13 protein-coding genes are annotated in these 19,581 nt (G+C 39.5%); 4 read left to right on the forward strand and 9 right to left on the reverse strand.

Features of this window, described 5'->3' with window-relative positions:
- Positions 1 to 15: 15 nt before the first annotated feature.
- Positions 16 to 3,126, reverse strand: coding sequence for an efflux RND transporter permease subunit (locus J0H12_02135; protein MBN9412711.1), 3,111 nt, complete (start codon positions 3,124 to 3,126; stop codon positions 16 to 18).
- Between the two features lie 36 nt (positions 3,127 to 3,162).
- A complete protein-coding gene (locus tag J0H12_02140; protein ID MBN9412712.1) occupies positions 3,163 to 4,347 on the reverse strand; it encodes an efflux RND transporter periplasmic adaptor subunit in 1,185 nt (394 codons plus the stop codon).
- Positions 4,348 to 4,501: 154 nt separating this feature from the next.
- Between J0H12_02140 and J0H12_02145 the strand changes: the two genes are divergently transcribed.
- On the forward strand, positions 4,502 to 5,653 hold the full coding sequence (locus J0H12_02145) for a glycosyltransferase family 4 protein (protein MBN9412713.1): 1,152 nt from the start codon (positions 4,502 to 4,504) through the stop codon (positions 5,651 to 5,653).
- 48 nt (positions 5,654 to 5,701) lie between these two features.
- Positions 5,702 to 8,284, forward strand: a complete 2,583-nt coding sequence (gene clpB, locus J0H12_02150; protein ID MBN9412714.1) for an ATP-dependent chaperone ClpB — start codon at positions 5,702 to 5,704, stop codon at positions 8,282 to 8,284.
- A gap of 42 nt (positions 8,285 to 8,326) precedes the next feature.
- On the opposite strand, the gene J0H12_02155 is transcribed toward clpB, so the two are convergent.
- Positions 8,327 to 8,995, reverse strand: a complete 669-nt coding sequence (locus tag J0H12_02155; GenBank protein ID MBN9412715.1) for a glutathione S-transferase family protein — start codon at positions 8,993 to 8,995, stop codon at positions 8,327 to 8,329.
- Positions 8,996 to 9,063: 68 nt separating this feature from the next.
- Between J0H12_02155 and J0H12_02160 the strand changes: the two genes are divergently transcribed.
- Positions 9,064 to 9,855 (forward strand): undecaprenyl-diphosphate phosphatase, encoded by a 792-nt coding sequence (locus tag J0H12_02160; GenBank protein ID MBN9412716.1) that lies wholly within the window; start codon positions 9,064 to 9,066, stop codon positions 9,853 to 9,855.
- Between the two features lie 26 nt (positions 9,856 to 9,881).
- Here the strand turns inward: J0H12_02160 and J0H12_02165 are convergent, their stop codons facing one another.
- From J0H12_02165 to J0H12_02175, 3 genes are all read right to left on the reverse strand, one after another.
- Positions 9,882 to 10,079: a hypothetical protein gene (locus tag J0H12_02165; protein MBN9412717.1), complete on the reverse strand. Its 198-nt coding sequence runs from the start codon at positions 10,077 to 10,079 to the stop codon at positions 9,882 to 9,884.
- 4 nt (positions 10,080 to 10,083) lie between these two features.
- The gene (gene gltA, locus J0H12_02170) at positions 10,084 to 11,379 is read right to left on the reverse strand and encodes a citrate (Si)-synthase (protein MBN9412718.1); all 1,296 of its coding nucleotides are present in this window, start codon (positions 11,377 to 11,379) and stop codon (positions 10,084 to 10,086) included.
- A gap of 68 nt (positions 11,380 to 11,447) precedes the next feature.
- The gene (locus tag J0H12_02175) at positions 11,448 to 12,851 is read right to left on the reverse strand and encodes a glutamate--tRNA ligase (GenBank protein MBN9412719.1); all 1,404 of its coding nucleotides are present in this window, start codon (positions 12,849 to 12,851) and stop codon (positions 11,448 to 11,450) included.
- Between the two features lie 62 nt (positions 12,852 to 12,913).
- Between J0H12_02175 and J0H12_02180 the strand changes: the two genes are divergently transcribed.
- Positions 12,914 to 15,040: a ComEC/Rec2 family competence protein gene (locus J0H12_02180; GenBank protein MBN9412720.1), complete on the forward strand. Its 2,127-nt coding sequence runs from the start codon at positions 12,914 to 12,916 to the stop codon at positions 15,038 to 15,040.
- Between the two features lie 2 nt (positions 15,041 to 15,042).
- Here J0H12_02180 and rbfA read toward each other — a convergent pair whose 3' ends face one another.
- Genes rbfA through nusA form a run of 3 tightly spaced genes read right to left on the reverse strand, consistent with a single transcriptional unit; the run spans position 15,043 to position 19,539 of the window.
- Positions 15,043 to 15,441 (reverse strand): 30S ribosome-binding factor RbfA, encoded by a 399-nt coding sequence (gene rbfA / locus J0H12_02185; GenBank protein ID MBN9412721.1) that lies wholly within the window; start codon positions 15,439 to 15,441, stop codon positions 15,043 to 15,045.
- 17 nt (positions 15,442 to 15,458) lie between these two features.
- Positions 15,459 to 17,957: a translation initiation factor IF-2 gene (infB, locus tag J0H12_02190; protein MBN9412722.1), complete on the reverse strand. Its 2,499-nt coding sequence runs from the start codon at positions 17,955 to 17,957 to the stop codon at positions 15,459 to 15,461.
- Between the two features lie 49 nt (positions 17,958 to 18,006).
- Positions 18,007 to 19,539, reverse strand: coding sequence for a transcription termination/antitermination protein NusA (nusA, locus tag J0H12_02195; GenBank protein ID MBN9412723.1), 1,533 nt, complete (start codon positions 19,537 to 19,539; stop codon positions 18,007 to 18,009).
- Positions 19,540 to 19,581 lie beyond the last annotated feature (42 nt).

The following is a 19,581-nucleotide window of genomic DNA, read 5'->3' on the forward strand; positions in this document are numbered from 1 at the left end:
ATTCACCTATAAAATTTATTGTCTATTTTTTTCGTTAAACTCTGACAAATCTGAAGCTACTTTCTTACGGCTTAAGAACGTATAAATTGCTGGGACTACAAATAATGTAAAGAGGGTTCCCAAAGTCATTCCTCCGACGATAACAAGTCCGATGGGACGGCGACTTTCGGCACCGGCACCACTGGCGAAAGCAAGCGGAACAGCCCCCAAAACCATGGCAAAAGTTGTCATAAGAATAGGACGTAAACGGAGTCGGGAAGCTTCAACAACGGCGTCAATACGACTTAAACCATCTGCTTTGAGTTTATTAGCAAAATCGACGATAAGAATACCGTGCTTAGTAATAAGCCCTATAAGCGTAATCAATCCGATTTGGCTATAAAGATTAATTGTTTGGCCGAAAAGTTTTAAGAGGAAAATTCCTCCAGCGAGAGATAAAGGCACGCTAAACAATATGATAAGAGGATCAATATAACTTTCATATTGGGCTGAAAGAACTAAAAAGATAAAAATAAGCGCCAAACCAAAAATCAAAAGAATATTTGAGCTTTCTTCAAGATATCGACGGCTTTCACCTGCAAAATCTATACGTGTGCCCTCGGGAAGAACTTTATATCCTTGTTCTTTTATAAGTTGCAACGTATTTCCAAGGCTAAAACCATCTCGCAATTTAGCACTGAAAGTAACAGATCTTAATCCTGAGAAGTGGGAAATAGCTGTTGGAGCTAATCGTTTAGAAATTTCCACGATTTCTGATAAAGGAACCATTGTTTCTTTTCGATCTTTTGAACCACGTAAGAAAACCATAGAAAGGTCATCAGCACTCCGACGATAATCTTCTTCAAGCCATACTTTAACGTTATAAAGCTTATTTTCTCGTTTAAATTTGCTTGGTGAACGACCACTGATAAGGGTATCAAGACTTTCTCCAACTGTTGAAACATCAATACCCAAAGAAGCTGCTTTATCGCGATCGACCGTAACGACAAGTTCTTGTCCTTCTGCTCCGTAGTCTGCGTAGATATCTTGAAGAGCTCCTAACCCATGGAGGGTTTTCATGAAACCATCTGCCATCTCTACCAGCTCTTTATATGTTTTGGTTGTTTCGATCACAACTTCCACCGGTGTATCTGTTAAGCCTCCAACAAGAGATTTACCGCCGACACTAGGAGACACACTCAAACCCGTGATATCATACATAGGATCACGCAAGCCTTCGACAATTTCTTGGCTACGGCGTTTCCGTTTTTCCCAAGGCAAGAGGACACCTAAAATAGTTGACTCTCCTGGAACATTGACAAGGGTCAATCTTTTTTCCATTTCAGGAATGCCTTTCATAATATTATCCACTTGAAGCATATACTTATTTGTGAAATCGATATTGGCACCATAAGGAGGAATCGCGCGGGCATTTACAATTCCCTGATCTTCTCTGGGAATAAGTTCAGACGGCATTTCTTTAAAGAGATAATATCCAAGACTTGCAATAACAAACCCTGTGGCCAAAATAGTCCATCGTTTTGTAAGAGCTCGTTTCAAAGCTGATTCATAAAGAGTATCAATATAAACAAGGACTTTTTCACTTTTGGTTTCAAATACATTCCAGTACTTATTAAATGCATTTGTTTCATTATTCACTTTTACGACATTATGAGATTTCAATAAACGACTGCACATCATAGGTGAAAGTGTTAGAGCCACGAAACCCGAAATTAAAACTGAGCCTGCCAATGTTAGCGCGAATTCAGTAAAAAGCCGGCCAGTTTGCCCAGTGGATAGAGCGATTGGTGCATAAACAGCAGCAAGCGTAATAGTCATTGCAACAACGGCAAAGCTAATTTCTCTTGCTCCTTTAAATGCTGCTGTTACAGGATGCATTCCTTCTTCGATATGTCGGTAAATATTCTCCAACACGATAATAGCATCATCGACAACTAAACCGATCGCCAGAACAAGGGCAAGAAGTGTAAGTGTGTTAATCGTAAAACCGAGCCAATACATTAATGCAAAGGCTCCAATCAGAGAAACAGGGATTGTTACAATAGGGATAATTATAGCTCTAAAAGAACGTAAAAATGCTAAAATCACAAGAATCACAAGGATAGTAGCTTCAAATAGAGTATGGTAAACTTCTTGAATCGAGCGCTCAATATAGACTGTCTTATCATTTGCAACTTCCATCTGCATGCCGCGCGGAAGGCCTTCTCTCAAGCGAGGAAGTTGTTTTTTTACAGCAAGAGCAATATCAAGTGGATTTGCAATCGATTGCTTGATCAAACCAATAGCAACAGCATTTTTATCATTGAATCTTACACGACTGCGCGTATCAATTGCGTCTAATTTTGCTTCTCCAATGTCTTCTAAGCGAACGAGATAACCATCTCGTTCAAAAATAATGAGATTATTAAAGTCTTTTTCAGTTGAAAGGGCTGCTTTTGTCGTGACTGTAATTTCTCGATCTTTTGTGATAATGCGGCCTGCAGGTTTTTCAATATTCTGTTTTTTAAGAGATTGAGCAACATCTTCAGCTGTGATTTGATATGAAGCCATTTTAACAGGATCAAGGTAGATATGCATTTCATATTCGCCACCGCCAAAGATTTCGACGCTTGATACACCATTAATTACTTCAAGTTGGCTTTCTAGGAAACGTCGTGCATAGTCCGCAATATCTTTCGTGTCATGGCGATCACTGTAAACAGCAAGATACATGAAAGGGAACGCATCTGCGTCAGCTTTTTTGATCCGAGGATCACTCACATCATTTGGCAGTTTATTACGAATACGGCTAATACGGTCACGAACATCATTTGCTGCTGCTTCAATAGAACGATTTAATTCGAAAACAAGAGTAATTCGGCTTTCTTCAACTTCGCTACTTGACGTCATCAAGTAAAGACCTTCAATGCCTGAGAGGGCGTCTTCTAAAGGTTTAGTCACTTGAGCTTCTATAATTTCTGGGCTGGCGCCTTCAAATTGGGTAATAATACTGATCTTAGGTTCATCAACGTTAGGATATTGACGCACTTGAAGGCGTGTCCAAGTTACAATTCCTAACAAAATGATAACCAGGCTCATGACAGTTGAGAGAACAGGGCGGCGGATACAAATATCTGTTAAGTTCATACCGAATTAACTTTCTTTAAGCGTCGAAAATAAGGTTTATTTCTTATTTTGAGGCTCTTTAGGGTTATTGTTAGTATTTTTTGATTCTTTAGAATCATCTTCTTTCTTTAAATCCGTTTCCATTCCTTCATAAACCACCGGAATACCATCACGGATTTTATTGAGTCCGACGGTTACAACGACATCGCCTTCTTGTAATCCCCTTACAATTTCAATGTTATCACCTTCTTGGATGCCGGTTGTAACAGGGAAACGATAAGCAACACCATTGAATACTTTATAAACGTATTCCTCATCTCCACTACTTTCTACGGCGCTTAAAGGAACAACAAGAGCATTATCTTTAGAACCAACGACAAGATCAACTCTCGCAAAGAGACCTGGTTTTAAGGTTCTTTTTTGATTGCTAAGATGTGCACGGACAGCAATGCTATGAGCATGAGGATCGACTTTTGCGTCGATGGCTTCAACTGTTCCGGAGAAAGGTTCATCTTCAAAACCATCAATTATAATTGCTAAAGTTTGTCCAACACTAATATATCGTAAGTATTCAGCTGGAACTCTAAAGTCTAATTTCATAGGGTCAACGTCAACAATTGTAAAAAGTTCAGTTTGCTCATTAACCGGAGCTCCGATACTAATATTATTAAGGCTTATAATACCTTCAAAAGGAGCTTGTATTTGAGAGTCTTCTACTCTTTTTGTCGCGATCTCGACTCTAGATTCTGCAGCTTTCAGATTAGCTAAAGCTTCATCATAAGATTTTGCGGGACCAAATTTCTTTTCAAGAAGTTTTGATGCTCTTTCATGGGCTGCTTTTGCAAGAATAAGCTTAGCTTCTTCTTCTTTAAGATTTGATTTAAACTGACGGTCATCAATCTGCATAATAACCTGATTTGCGACAACTTCGGAACCTCCCTGGACTTTAATTTCAGAGACAAGTCCACTTACTTGAGGTTTTACTGTCACAATCTGATTGGCCGCCAAAGTGCCGACAGTTGTGATATGTTTTGTTAGGGAAGCTTTTCTTACATATTCAATCTCAACAGTGACCCCTTTCATTTGTCGTCTGCTTTTTTGATCTGAGAGAACGAATTGTTTGATAATAAGTGAAAAAACTCCAAGGATAATAAGACCCAAAAGTGTCGCTAGTACCCGATGTTCTTTTAATAGGGTAAGAATTTGCTGTTTCCTAAAAAAATTCATTTGATGTTCTTTCATCTGTATTGCCAAAAAAGCTACTTTACCTCATTTGAGAGTTTAGTGTAACAAGTTTGTTTAATTAAATAATTTCATACTATTCTAAAGTTTTTATTAACAGACCATAAAATTTTTGCAACTATTAAGAATTGCAACAGAGAGATGTAAATTTATCATGCCAGATTTAAAAAACAAAACAATTTTACAAGTTTTACCAGCCTTAAATCAAGGAGGGGTCGAAAGAGGGACCCTTGATATTGCTGAAGGTATTTTAAAAGAAAACGGAAAAGCTTTAGTAATTTCTGCAGGCGGGAAGCTAGAATCATACTTAAAAAAAATTGGGGCGGAACATATAAAACTTCCTCTCAATTCGAAAAATCCCTTCACCATATTGTTAAATATTCACCGGCTCCAAAAAGTTATGAGAGAGAGAAATGTAACACTTGTACATGCACGATCAAGAGGGCCTGCGTGGAGTGCTTACTATGCGACTAAATTTTTAAAAATTCCTTTCGTGACAACTTTTCATGGGGTTTATAATTTTCGTAGTAGAGTGAAGAATTATTATAACTCTGTGATGGCTCGAGGCGAACGTGTAATTGCTGTTTCCCAATTTATTCGGGACCATATTGAAAAAAATTATAGAGCTTATGTTGATTCAAAGAATATCAAAGTTATTTATCGAGGCGTTGATCTCCATCATTTTGCTCTTCACAATGTGAATGAGAAAAATTGTGAAGAACTCAAAAAAGTATGGGGAATAGACTCAAAAACCCCTCTTATCTTAATGGTAGGGCGTTTAGCTCGTTGGAAAGGACAAGCCATTTTACTTGAAGCTCTCAAAGAAATGGATGACTTTAAAGGCGTGTGCGTTATTTTGGGAAGTTCTCAAGGTCATGAGAATTATTTAAAAGAGTTGCAAGCCTCTGTGAATAACACACCGATAGCCCATAGAGTAAAATTTATCGAACACTATAGTGATGTGCCTGCCGCTTATAGCATAGCAAGTGTGGTTGTTCATGCGTCAACAGCTCCTGAAGCGTTTGGGCGAGTTATAGCAGAAGCACAAGCTATGGGAAAATTTGTCATTGCAAGCAGTTTAGGGGCGCCTAAGGAAATTATTGAAGACGGTAAAACTGGCGTCTTGGTTTCTCCAGGTAATACTTCTGAACTTGCAAGAGAGTTAAGGGCTGCTATAAAATTTTCACAAGCGAAGCAAAAACAGATTTCTAAAGATGCACAAAAAAGAGTTCAGGAGTTGTTTTCTAAGCAAGTTATGATTGATGAGACCTTAAAAGTATATGCGGAACTTCTTCAAAAAAAATAAAAATTAGATATACTTTAGAGAAAGATTAACTAGAAGGGATGATGGAAAATGGATTTATCTAAATACACTGAAAAAGCAAGAGAAATCCTCCAAAATTCTCAAATGTTGGCTTTACGTGAGGGGCATCAGCGTTTTTTGCCTGAACATATTTTTGCGACTTTACTTGCTGACTTAAATAGTCCAATTCCACGATTATTAGAAATAATGTCAATTCCCTTAGCTCAATTACGAAATGATGTTGAGAAGTTACTGAAAAAGCAACCTAAGGTTGCAGGGCAGGGGGCTGGACAAATTTATTTAGCTCCAGAGACAGCGAAAGTATTTGAATATGCTGAAAAAAAATCCAAAGAAATGGGAGATGAATTTGTAACGATTGAGCGGTTATTTGAAGCCTTATATGCGGCAAGTAATGATGACACCCTTGAGATTTTAAAAAAATCTGGGATCACTCTTTCTAAACTAGAGAATGCTATAGTGACTCTACGTCAGGGACGGAAAGCAGATAGTGCTTCAGTTGAAGAATCTTATGAAGCTCTTAAAAAATATGCTCGAGAGATGACACAGCTTGCGCGAGAAGGGAAATTGGATCCTGTTATTGGAAGAGATGAAGAAATTCGACGGACAATACAGGTTCTTTCAAGACGGACAAAAAATAATCCTGTTCTAATAGGAGAGCCTGGAGTAGGTAAAACAGCGATTATTGAAGGCTTAGCGCATAGGATTGTTAAAGGAGATGTTCCAGAAAGCTTAAAAGACAAGCAACTGATGGCATTAGACTTAGGAGCTCTGATTGCGGGAGCAAAATTTCGAGGCGAATTTGAAGAAAGGCTTAAAGCTGTCCTTCAAGAAATTTCTAATGCCGCTGGTGAAATTATTCTCTTTATTGATGAGTTGCATACCCTTGTTGGGGCTGGAAAAGCAGAAGGGGCCATGGATGCTTCGAATATGTTGAAGCCTGCTCTCGCCCGAGGAGAATTACATTGTGTTGGCGCAACGACTCTGGATGAATATCGTAAGTATATTGAAAAGGATGCGGCTCTCGCACGTCGCTTTCAACCAGTCTTTGTTCCTGAGCCTACAGTCCAAGATACCATATCAATCCTTCGGGGATTAAAAGAGAAATATGAATTACATCATGGCATACGTATCACGGATAGTGCCATTGTTGCTGCCGCAACCTTTTCCAATCGATATATTAGTGATCGATTTTTACCGGATAAAGCGATTGATTTGGTTGATGAAGCTGCAAGCCGTCTTCGCATGGAAGTTGACTCTAAACCCGAAGAACTTGATGAACTTGATCGACGCATTATCCAACTTAAAATCGAGAGAGAAGCGCTTAAAAAAGAATCAGATGACGAATCTAAGAGACGGCTTGGAAGCCTAGAAACAGAGTTAAGAGAGTTAGAAGCAGAATCGCATAAGTTCACCGAAATTTGGCAGAGAGAGAAGAATAAGTTAAGCCAAGCTCAAAAACTTCAGGAACGTTTAGATCAATCGCGTTCTGAACTTGAAATTGCTCAACGCGAAGGAAACCTTGCTCGTGCGGGGGAGCTTGCTTATGGAGTCATTCCTGAATTAGAAAGAGATTTAGTCGCGGCTCAGTCAGCAAATGATTCCACTCTACTTCGTGAAGAAGTCACAGAAAATGATATTGCTGCAGTGGTTTCACGCTGGACAGGCATCCCTGTGGATAAAATGTTGGAAGGTGAGCGTGAGAAACTTCTTCAGATGGAAACTTTCTTACATCAACGAGTCGTCGGGCAACATGAACCTATTCTGGCGGTAAGTAATGCTGTGAGACGTGCTCGAGCAGGACTGCAAGATAAAAACCGTCCAATTGGTTCTTTTTTATTTTTAGGGCCAACAGGCGTTGGAAAAACAGAGCTCACAAAGGCATTAGCTGAATTTTTATTTGATGACGAATCGGCGATGGTGCGCATAGATATGTCAGAATTCATGGAAAAGCATTCTGTTGCTCGTTTGATTGGGGCTCCTCCTGGTTATGTTGGTTATGAAGAAGGAGGGAGCCTAACGGAGGCAGTTCGGCGGCGACCTTATCAAGTTATTTTATTTGATGAAGTTGAAAAAGCTCATCCGGATATTTTTAATGTTTTATTGCAAGTTTTAGACGACGGTCGTTTAACCGATGGGCAAGGGCGCACAGTCGATTTTTCAAATACTGTCATTATTATGACGTCAAATCTAGGGAGTGAAATTCTAACTCAACTTGAGCCAGGAGAACCTGTAGAAAAAGTACGTGAGAATGTGATGGACGTCGTACGACATGCTTTTAGACCTGAATTTCTTAATCGCATTGATGAGATCCTACTTTTTAGTCGTTTAGCACTCGAGGATATGAAAGGGGTGGTTGATATTCAATTACGACATCTCGAAAAGCTTCTTGAAGAACACAGAATCACCTTTCATATTGATGATACAGCGAAGCAATGGCTTGCTAGAAAAGGATATGATCCTATTTATGGCGCACGTCCTTTAAAGCGAGTGATTCAGAAATACCTCCAAAATGAAATGGCTTCCATGATTCTGGAGGGTAAAATAACGGATTCTGTTAAAGTTAAAGAACAAGATGGTTTGCTTATTATTACGCCAGATTCTGAGAAAGTATAATTTTTAATAAAATTCCTAATTTTATTAAAATCTCCTTAGAGTTTAAAAATCTAAATCGGCGTAATGAGAGGCAACACTAACGCCTGGCATTTTGTCTGTGAGGAGTGGACGAAAACTTGGACGGCACTTAAGTCGGCTATACCATTCTTTAGCATCAGGGAATTTATCCCATGGAACATGGCCAAGGAAGTCAACACAAGAAAGATGGGCTGCTGCTGCGAGGTCTGCAAGCGACAAGCCATCTCCTGCAAGCCAATTGCGGCGATCAACAAGCCATGAAATATAATCTAAATGAAATTCAATGGCAGCTTTACCAGCGCGTAACGCATTTGAATCGGGGCCCATTTGTTCGAAAAAGCGTTTTAATGTTTTTTCATAAACAATTGTCCGCGTAACTTCTTGATTGAATTTATCATCGAACCAAGCAATCAGACGGCGAGTTTCTGCCCTTTGAAATAGCTCTCTTCCTAGTAAGGATGGTTCCGGATAAGCTTCGTCAAGATATTCACATATAGAATTACTATCACATAATATCTTTTGATTAAGGTCAATAAGGACAGGAACTTTTCCTGCAGGATTAACTTCTAAAAATTCTTCTCGTTTTTTCCAAATGAGTTCTGGTTCTAAATTTACATCAAGTTTTTTTTCAGCAAGGGTCAAGCGAACTTTTCGAGAAAAAGGACACAAAGGCACATGAAAAAGTGTACGCATTAAAGTTGACTTCAAAGTTAAATTTTACTAACGGTAACCATATCCCGCAATCTAACACAGTGAGTCCGATGTCTCTATATCAAATTGTTATTCTTGCTCTTATTCAGGGAGCAACAGAGTTTCTTCCGATAAGTTCAACAGGACATCTTATTCTTGTTCCTTATATCTTTCAGTGGCTTCCTCAAGGCCTTGAACTTGATGTTGCAATGCATGTAGGAACACTTTTTGCTGTTGTCTTATATTTCTGGAAGGATATTTTAGCTCTCTTGCGTGGTTTTTTTCTCATATTAAAAGGAAAAAAGTCATTTGAAGGTAAAATGGCCCTCAATATTATACTCGCGACAATCCCCGCTATTATAGGCGGGCTTATTTTAAGCACAGTTGGGATGGATCTTTTAAGAACAGTGACGATTGTTGGGTGGATGAGTATTATTTATGGAATATTGTTATTTATTATTGATCGCAAGGTCTCATCGACACATTCTTTAGATAACATGTCATGGAAAAAAGCCTTCTTCATTGGATGCGCTCAAGCTCTTGCTCTTATTCCAGGGACAAGCCGTTCAGGAGCGTGTATGACGATGGCTCGATTATTAGGGTTCTCTCGCGTTGATTCGGCACGATTTGCGTTTTTATTGTCAATTCCGGCGATTTTAGGAGCTGCAACTTTGACAGGCTATAAATTACAAAAAGCTGGTGAGAGTTTACTGACGCAGGAAATTATTTTGGGGTCAATAATTGCAGCCATTTCAGGCCTTTTTGCCATACGCTTTATGATGGTGTGGTTGCAAAAAGCATCTTTTACACCCTTCGTAATTTATCGACTTATTTTGGGCGTTTTTCTATTAATGATGGCATAAAAGTGAGACAAAATCTTGCTGATATTCTATAAAAAGGCAAGAAATAAGATACTTCCTAAAATCAAGCTCCACCACATAACTTTTTTAATACGTGCACCCTGGGGTGATTTATTATCATTTGTTGGCAGAGAGAGGAGAGAAGATCCGTCTCGTAGAATAAATCCTTTTGAACTATGTTGTTCCATAACGTCTTGACCTGCAATACTATTATTTTGATTCACCATATTCTTATCTTTCTTTTAACGGAATAAAAGGCCTTTGCATAGGGCCTATATATCTTTGTCTTGGTCGACCTATTTTTTGAACGGGGTCACCAATCATTTCTCGCCACTGAGAAACCCAACCAACTGTACGTGCAACCGCAAAAAGCACCGTAAACATTGATAAAGGGATACCAACAGCTTGTAGAATAATTCCTGAATAAAAATCCACATTAGGAAAGAGTTTTTTCTCAATAAAATAGTCGTCCTGGAGAGCAATTTTTTCTAATTCCATGGCAAGATCAAAAAGAGGATCTTTTTTAACACCTAAAGCGTCTAAAACTTGATGACAGCTTTCTTTTAAAACAATGGCACGGGGATCAAAATTCTTATAAACGCGATGCCCAAATCCCATGAGGCGGAATGAATCATTTTTATCTTTTGCACGTTTTAGAAATTCCGGAATCTGATCTTTTGTTCCAATTTCTTTAAGCATATTTAAAACAGCTTCGTTTGCGCCCCCATGAGCGGGGCCCCAAAGAGAAGCAATTCCAGATGCAATACAGGCAAAAGGATTTGCAGCAGAAGACCCTGCAAGACGCACAGTTGATGTTGAAGCATTTTGTTCGTGATCGGCATGAAGAATAAAAATCTTATTAATAGCTTGAGCAACGGTTTTATTAACTTGATAGTCATAAGATGGTAAAGAAAACATCATATGGATGAAATTTTCAGCGTATTTAAGATTATTTCGAGGGTAAACAAAAGGTTGCCCTACTGAGTATTTATAAGCCATGGCGGCAATTGATGGCATCTTGGCAATAAGTCGATAAGACGCCAGTTCACGCTGTTCAGGATCTTTAAGATCAAGGCTATCATGATAAAATGAAGAAAGAGCTCCAACAACGCCGACCATAATTGCCATAGGATGAGCATCTCTTCTAAATCCTTGATAGAAGTTAATGAGTTGCTCATGAAGCATTGTGTGCGTGATGATATTTTGTTCAAAATCTATTTTTTGTGTTTGGTTCGGAACTTCGCCATAGAGAAGTAAATGAGCAACCTCTAAGAAGTCACAGTGGGTTGCTAAATCTTGAATGGTATATCCTCGATGAAGAAGAAGACCTTTCTCACCGTCGACAAAAGTAATACTAGATTCACAACTGGCCGTAGAGGTAAAACCTGGATCATAAGTTAAGTAACCAGTTTGTGCATAAAGATCACGAATATCAAGCACATCCGGTCCTAAGGTGCCGCTTAAAATAGGAATTTCAATTGATTGTTCAATGCCATTTTTAGAAAATGTAAGCTTTGCAACTTGCATTTGTGGAGAGAGGGAGCTTGTTTTATTTTGAGATGACATTTTTATTTTTTGTCCTCCTATAACCCAGATTACGATCCTAACACATCTTGAAGGCGACCTAAACACTCTTCCTGCCCTAAAACTTCCATAACTTCAAAAATGCTAGGAGAAATTGAGCGCCCTGTAATTGCGGCCCGCAAAGGTTGGGCGATTTGTCCTAACTTTATGCCGCGATTTTCAGAAAAAATACGGCATATTTCTTGAATGGAATCATGAGACCAATCTATAGCAGTCATTAATTTTGGTAAGAAATCTTGTAATAAATCTTTCGCCTCTTTCTCTAATAAGTGACGCGCTTTATCATCTAAAAAGATAGGGCGCTTATGGACATAGAAAAGGGCGCTATCAGCCAATTCTGTTATGGTTTGAGCTCGTTGTTTAAGTCCTGGCATAGCTGTCTCTAAAGTTGATTTTTCAACTTCATTTAAGTGTTTTCCGAGTTTTTCTTCAATAAAAGGAGAAATTAAATCACTAAGACGTCGGTCATTACTTTGGTTGAGATAATGAGCATTTACGCTTTTTAATTTTGCAATATCAAAACGAGCAGGAGATCTGCCAACATTTTGGATATCAAACCATCTTATAGCTTGCTCTTGTGAAATGATCTCTTCATTGCCATACCCCCAGCCTAAACGGAGTAAATAATTACACATCGCTTCAGGAAGAAAACCCATTTCTTGATAAGCTTCGACTCCAAGAGCTCCATGGCGTTTTGAGAGCTTTGCGCCATCATGACCGTGGATCATGGGAATATGAGCAAAAGTGGGCGTATTCCACCCCATTGCTTTATAGATTTGAATTTGTCTAAAGGTGTTTGTAAGGTGATCATCTCCTCGAATCACATGCGTAATTTTCATGTCATGATCATCAACAACCACAGCTAGCATATAGGTCGGTGTTCCATCGGCTCGCAATAAAACCATATCATCGAGTTGCTCATTTTGGACGCGAACTTGTCCTTGAACGACATCTAAAATGCCAGTTTCACCTTCATAAGGGACTCTTAAGCGAATGACAGGTTTAACACCAAGAGGGGCCTCCCGAATGTCACGATCTCTCCATCGACCATCATAGCGGGGTTGTCGTTTTTCTTGGCGCGCTTTTTCTCTCATATTTTCTAGCTCTTCAGGCGTACAGAAACAATAGTAGGCTTTGCCTTCAGCAACTAATTGATGCGCAACTTCGGCGTGACGTTGGGCCCTTGAGAATTGGAATATAATATCGTCATCCCACTTTAGGCCAAGCCATTTCATACTTTCGATAATGGCTTTAATGGCTTCATCTGTTGAGCGTTCACGATCCGTATCTTCGATACGGAGTAAGAATTTTCCATTTAAATGTTTGGCATAAAGCCAATTAAATAAAGCGGTCCTTGCACCGCCAATATGGAGATAACCGGTGGGAGAAGGAGCAAAACGAGTGACAACAGTCATATGATTCCTTTAAGATCATTAAGAGTCTATACAATATAATTTTATTATAACATATTTTTAAAATGGCTGCATCTTTTCTAGCAACAAAATCGCCTCAATTTTTAAGAGCAAAGCTTATAGCAGAACGTACCCAATGGGTTGTGTGGAGTCCTGTGGGGATCGGAACTGGAATATTGAGCTATTTCGGAATGCAGACGGAACCCTCAGGATGGATAGGGTTAATAGGGCTATTATGTTCATTCATTAGCTTGATTTCATTACGTATTTTTAAATCAGAACATTTCGGAGCGTATTGTCTTGTTTTAATGAGTTTTACACTATGTTTAGGGTTTTCAGCAGCTCAATTAAGAACCTATTCTGTAGGAACTTATCTTTTTCATTATCCTTCTCGTGTGCAGACCATTGAAGGAGAGATAAAAAAGATTGAGCAGATGCCAAAATCTCTGCGATTGACGCTTCAAAATGTTACGTTAGCGCCGATAAAACTAAAGCATCCTCTTGGGCGTGTGCGCATAAATTTCAAAGGAAAAAATCTTCAAGAAAGAAGAGATTTTATCCCAGGCCAAAAAGTGAAATTCAAAGGTGTTTTATTGCCTCCTAATGCTCCTGTTGCGCCAGGGGCTTATGATTTTCGTAAGAAAGCATTTTTTGAGAAAATATCCGCTGTTGGATATGGAATCACTTTCCCTGAAATAAATAAGGATTATGGTCCACAAGGGATTAAAGAGAAGCTTATAACAGAGTTGACAAGAATGAGACACTCCTTAACGAAATATCTTAAAATAACAATAGGGGGAGATTCAGGTGCGATTGCGGCTGCTTTGATTACAGGAGATCGTTCAGGGATCTCAGAAGAATTGCGTGAAGATTTTGCAAATTCAGGATTGGCTCATATTCTAGCCATTTCTGGGCTTCATTTATCAATTGTTGCGGGACTTGTCTTTTTAGTCTTTCGTAAAGGATTATCCTTTATTCCATGGCTTACTCTTCGATATCCTATAAAAAAATGGGCTGCGGCTTTTGCAATTATTCTGACTTTTTTTTACCTTGTCATCTGCGATTTCGCAATTCCTGCGCAGCGTTCTTTTATGATGACAGCAATTATTTTAGTGGCAGTGATAACCGACCGAACGGCAATAACTTTACGGAATGTAGCTCTTGCGGCAATCGTCATTCTTCTTGTTTTGCCTGAGTCCATTATCTCGCCAAGTTTTCAAATGTCATTTTCGGCAGTTATTGCCCTTGTGAGCGGTTATGAAATTCTAAAAAAGCCCTTAGAGCATTGGCGTACCACTTATCGACAATGGTGGCAAACGTTGCTCTTTTATTTATTTGGAATCACCTTTTCAACAATTCTCGCGACAATAGCGACAACGCCTTATATCGTTTATACTTTTAATCGTTTTACACTTCATGCCTTGCCTGCAAACATCATCTGTATTCCCTTACTTTCATTTATCATTATGCCATCTCTTGTCCTTTATTTGGTTATAAGTTCCTTTTCTTCAGCAAGTTATCTTGCTCTTTTTTTACAGAAGATTATTGGGTTTATGACTGAGATCGCGCATACAATTTCATCATGGCCGGGATCGACGCTTTTAGTCCCCTCGATCCCGTCGCATATTTTGCTGATATTTACATTAAGTTTTTTATGGATTTGTTTATGGAAAACGTCGTGGAGATGGTGGGGAGGGGGTGGGATGATCATTGCTTTTATTTTAACAAGTTTCTCCCCTAAACCGGATATTTTTATGGCAGGCGATAAAAACCTTATCTGTCTATTGGATGTAGAAGGAAAAGGTTGGGTTAATTCATTACAGGCAGGAAGATTTGCGCGAGAAAATTGGCTCAAAATGGTTGCCCTTCAAGATGTTCAGAAATTTTCAGAAGATCTTGAAGAGCAACCTGTAGGAATTCACATCACAAGAAAAAGCTATCTTATTTCTAAAAATGGAAAAACCGTTATGATCTTGAAAGATTCACAAGAGAAAGATTTTCAAGATATAAAAAGCGATCTCGAGATACGGCCTTCTGTTAAAGAAGTTACAGATTCTTCAACTCTTATCACAGGATATGAGTTAAAAATGAAAGGGGGACATCTCATTTGGATGACGAAGAGTGGCGTGAAAGTTCGTACTGTAAGCGATGATGTTGGAACTCGCCCCTGGAGCCTTAAAATTAAAGAATAGACTTATTTCTTCTTCAAATCTTGGGCAACATGTTCTGAATGAAGAAGGGTTGCGATTTTCGCCGCTTCTTCAAAAGAAGTATCTGCCCTGAATTGAAGCTGAGGGGTGTATTTTATTGTAAGGGTCCGCCCTAAAGCGTTTCGTAGAGGACGACTTTCTTCATTTAAAACCTTTACAATAGCTTCCATATTCTTGCCACCTAAGGTGGTTATAAACACTTTGGCATGCTTAAGGTCGGGACTAATGCGAACTTCTGTTACAATAACGCTTGCGCCCTCTAGAAGAGGGTGAGAATAATCACCGCGGCTTAAAATTTTTGAGAGGATATGGCGAATTTCTTCGCCAACCCGAAGTTGTCGTTGCGTGGGGCCTTGAGCAGAAGATTTACGTAAGTTTGTCATCAAGTAAGACTTTAATTTTAAGCAAGTACTCTTGCAATTGATTCAACTTCGAAACATTCGATGACATCGCCTTCGCGAATATCTTGATAGTTTTCAAAAGCCATACCACATTCAAAGCCTTGTTTAACTTCTTTAACTTCGTCTTTCAAGCGCTTCAATGTCTTGAGGCTACCTTCATGGATAACCACGTTATCCCGAAGCAATCTGACTTTAGCGCCTCGTTTAACGGTTCCTTCAGTGATATAACAACCTGCAATCTTTCCGGCTTTAGTAATATTGAAGACTTGGCGTATTTCAGCATTCCCCAAGAAGTTCTCTTTAAGCGTTGGTGAAAGTAGTCCTCCAAGAATCGCTTTCACATCATCAATCACATCATATATGATGGAATAATAACGTAGTTCGACACCATCTCTATGAGCAAGTTCGCGTGCTTGTTGGTTAGCCCGAACATTGAATCCGATGACAAATCCTCCAGAGGCTCTGGCTAAAGTCACATCACTTTCACTGATTCCTCCGACGCCAGAATATAAGACGCGGACTGAAACTTCACTCGTTGCAAGTTTATGGATACTTCCTAAAATAGCTTCAAGTGAGCCTTGAACATCCGATTTAATGACAACAGCAAGTTCTTTCATCGATCCTTGTGCTGCTGCATTTTGAATCAGTTGATCCATCGTTGTTTTTCTTAAAGCGGCTGCTTGGTGAGCTTTTAAGGCTTGAGAGCGTGTATCAACAATTTCACGTGCTTTCGCTTCGCTCTCAACAACAATAAATAAGTCTCCTGCGCCAGGAGCACCATTAAAGCCTATCACTTCGACAGGTTGAGAAGGTGAGGCTTGCTTTAGATTATTTCCACGATCGTCTACAAGAGCACGAACACGGCCCCATTCAGTTCCTGCCACAAAGATGTCACTAACTTTAAGCGTGCCGCGTTGAATAAGAACAGTTGCAACGGCACCTCGTCCTTTTTCAAGTTTTGCTTCAATGACCGCTCCTAAGGCATCGCGATGAGGATTCGCTTTTAAATTTAGAACCTCAGCTTGGAGAAGAATGGCCTCTTCCAGTTTATCAATATTAAGGCCTGTTTTTGCAGAGACTTCAATCGCAATAATATCGCCTCCCATTTCTTCAAGAACAATTTCATGTTGAAGAAGGGCTGTTCTGACGCGATTTGCATCGGCATCAGGTTTATCAATCTTGTTGATAGCGACAATAATGGGAACATTAGCAGCACGTGCGTGGTGAATGGCTTCAACAGTTTGCGCCATGATACCATCATCGGCGGCGACAACTAAAATAACAATATCTGTTACATTTGCTCCGCGAGCACGCATTTCAGTGAATGCAGCATGACCAGGAGTATCAATAAAGGTGATTTTCTTACCTGAAGGCATTGTTACTTGGTACGCCCCAATATGTTGAGTAATACCGCCAGCTTCATGAGCTGCAACATCGGTCTTGCGGATAGCATCTAACAGAGAAGTTTTTCCATGGTCAACATGCCCCATGACAGTAACAACAGGAGCCCTTATAACCATTGTTGAAGGGTCTTCTTCTTGTGCCATAAGAATATTGCCAATATCTTCCGTTGTCGTTCTCTTACATATATGACCAAATTCTGTGACGACGATTTCAGCTGTATCTGCATCAATCATTTGGTTAACGGTTGCAAGTACGCCCATACTGATAAGCTTTTTAACAACTTCAGCCGCGCGAATAGCCATACGATTCGCAAGTTCTTGGACAGAAATGGCTTCAGGAATATTGACTTCACGAACAATAAACTTTGTTTCAATAATTTCTTTGGGTTTCTTAAACTTTGGTCGACGTGAGCTACCATGGCGTCCTCGCCCAATTTCTTCATCTGCTTGGAGTGCTTCTTCAAAGCTAAGTCCGTGGAGTCTTTGCTTAAAATCGTGTCGCTTCGCTTCAGTATTTTCTGCTTTTTTTACAGCGGGTTTTGCCACACTTTTTTTAACATTCCGATGTTCGCCTTCTTCGTCTCCTTCATCAATTTCATAAGATTTTTTGGGGCGTACAGAGGCATTTACGTTTTGCTCAGAGGTTTCTACAGGAAGGGAAGGAGGTGTCGTGGAAGGGATTTCTTCGGAAGTTTCTTCCACTTTCTGAGGTTGTCGTCTTTCTTCTTCTTGCTTTTGTTGATTTTCAATTTCAACTAGACGAAGAGCTTCCATTTCTTCTCTTAATAGGCGTTCTTTGGAAAGCTTGGCTTCCAAATCTGGAGCTGATTTTAAAGCATTTTGGACAGCCTTAAGACGGGTTTCAAATTCTGAATTCGCTTTTTCGCCTGATTTAAGACTGTTTTCATAATGCTCTCCTTCAGAACCTCCAGCCTTTTCAACTGTACGTTTCTTACGGACTTCCACAGCAACAGATTTTGAACGGCCATGAGAAAAACTTTGACGTATTTGGCCGCTTTCAGGAGTTTTTTTCAAAGAAAGCTTACCCCCTAGGGTTAATGTTTTCTTTTCATTCGAATCTTTTTGTTCCGTCATTACTTTTATCTTTCCTTTAAACGATTCCAAATAGCCTTAAAATTTATCTTTATTGACTTTTTTGGGAGTTTGTATCCGTTTTTTCAAACCAATGTTCTCGCGCTGTCATAATAAGCTTATTCGCCTCGTCTAAATCGATGTCTGAGCAAAGTTCGACGAGTTCGTCTCCAGCAAGATCAGCAAGAGCATCAAGCGTTGTAATGCCTTTTTCAGCAAGCTCGACCACAATCTTAGGAGATAAACCTTCGAGATTTTGAAGTGTTTTTTCAACACCTAATTCTTGTGAACGTTGCTTAAATACTTTTTCTTGTTTTGTTAAGAAATTCTTTGCACGATTTTGAAGTTCTTGAGCTAAGTCTTCATCTAAACCTTCAATGCCTGAGAGTTCTCCTAAAGAAATGTAAGCAATTTCTTCAACATTATCAAAACCTTCTGTTATAAGAAGGTGAGCCAAAACATCATCCACATCAAGTGCTTCGACGAATAGCTTTAAGCGATTCTTAATTTCTTGAGAGCGGCGTTCAGATTCAACGGTTTCAGAAATAACATCAATACCAAGTCCAGTTAACTGGCTGGCGAGACGCACATTTTGGCCTCGGCGCCCAATGGCGAGACTGAGTTGATCATCTGGAACAACAACTTCCACACGATTGCTGGCTTCATCAAGCACAACCTTGCTTGCTTCTGCGGGGATCAGAGAATTAACAACAAAAACGACAGGATTTGAAGACCATGGAATAATATCAATTTTTTCCCCTTGGAGTTCATTGATCACTGTTGTGACGCGACTGCCGCGTAATCCAACGCAAGCTCCAACGGGATCAAGGCTTTTGTCCGCACTATAGACGGCAAGCTTAGCGCGAGAACCAGGATCGCGTGCAACAGCTTTTACTTCAATAACGCCTTCATAGATCTCAGGAACTTCTTGAGTGAAGAGTTTTGTCATAAAACCAGGATGGGACCGTGAGAGGAAAACTTGAGGGCCGCGTGGTTCTTGGCGAACATCCATAATATAGGCCCGAATTCGATCTCCAGGGCGGAAATTTTCCCGTGGGATTAATTGGTCTCTTGCTAAGAGGGCTTCACTTTGTCCTAATTCAACAATCACATTGCCAAATTCAACACGCTTGACTTGACCATTAATAATTTCACCTGCACGATTTTTATATTCTTCGTATTGGCGTTGTCTTTCAGCATCACGAACACGTTGAAAAATGACCTGTTTTGCAGTTTGAGCAGCAACACGACCAAAATCAATTGGTGGAAGATATGTCTTTATAAAGGATCCTAGTTCCAGGGTAGGGTCTAGTTTTTTTGCTTCTTTAAGGGAGATTTGAGTGACTTCATTCTCAATGTCTTCGACGACTTCGCGGCAAGCAAAAACAGTAATTTCACCACTTTTTCGATCAATTTCAGCCCGAATATCTCTTTCATGACCATATTTTGCGCGTGCTGCTTTTTGAATTGCCATTTCCATGGCTTCAAGGACTTCATCTTTTTGAATACCTTTTTCACGAGCAACAGCTTCTGCAACGCTTAAAAGTTCTGTTCGAATTATGCCGGTTGAAGTTATTGATGTCATCGTTATCGCCTTATTTTCCTAAACTTATTTCTATCGTTAAAA

This window comes from Candidatus Paracaedimonas acanthamoebae (genome assembly GCA_017307065.1).
GTDB classification, from domain to species: domain Bacteria; phylum Pseudomonadota; class Alphaproteobacteria; order Caedimonadales; family Caedimonadaceae; genus Paracaedimonas; species Paracaedimonas acanthamoebae_A.

Bases quoted from the DNA above. Each gene is read 5' to 3' on its own strand.
- J0H12_02135 (MBN9412711.1), bottom strand. From the start codon at position 3,126: ATGAACTTAACAGATATTTGTATCCGCCGCCCTGTTCTCTCAACTGTC.
- J0H12_02140 (MBN9412712.1), bottom strand. From the start codon at position 4,347: ATGAAAGAACATCAAATGAATTTTTTTAGGAAACAGCAAATTCTTACC.
- J0H12_02145 (MBN9412713.1), top strand. From the start codon at position 4,502: ATGCCAGATTTAAAAAACAAAACAATTTTACAAGTTTTACCAGCCTTA.
- clpB (MBN9412714.1), top strand. From the start codon at position 5,702: ATGGATTTATCTAAATACACTGAAAAAGCAAGAGAAATCCTCCAAAAT.
- J0H12_02155 (MBN9412715.1), bottom strand. From the start codon at position 8,995: ATGCGTACACTTTTTCATGTGCCTTTGTGTCCTTTTTCTCGAAAAGTT.
- J0H12_02160 (MBN9412716.1), top strand. From the start codon at position 9,064: ATGTCTCTATATCAAATTGTTATTCTTGCTCTTATTCAGGGAGCAACA.
- J0H12_02165 (MBN9412717.1), bottom strand. From the start codon at position 10,079: ATGGTGAATCAAAATAATAGTATTGCAGGTCAAGACGTTATGGAACAA.
- gltA (MBN9412718.1), bottom strand. From the start codon at position 11,379: ATGCAAGTTGCAAAGCTTACATTTTCTAAAAATGGCATTGAACAATCA.
- J0H12_02175 (MBN9412719.1), bottom strand. From the start codon at position 12,851: ATGACTGTTGTCACTCGTTTTGCTCCTTCTCCCACCGGTTATCTCCAT.
- J0H12_02180 (MBN9412720.1), top strand. From the start codon at position 12,914: ATGGCTGCATCTTTTCTAGCAACAAAATCGCCTCAATTTTTAAGAGCA.
- rbfA (MBN9412721.1), bottom strand. From the start codon at position 15,441: ATGACAAACTTACGTAAATCTTCTGCTCAAGGCCCCACGCAACGACAA.
- infB (MBN9412722.1), bottom strand. From the start codon at position 17,957: ATGACGGAACAAAAAGATTCGAATGAAAAGAAAACATTAACCCTAGGG.
- nusA (MBN9412723.1), bottom strand. From the start codon at position 19,539: ATGACATCAATAACTTCAACCGGCATAATTCGAACAGAACTTTTAAGC.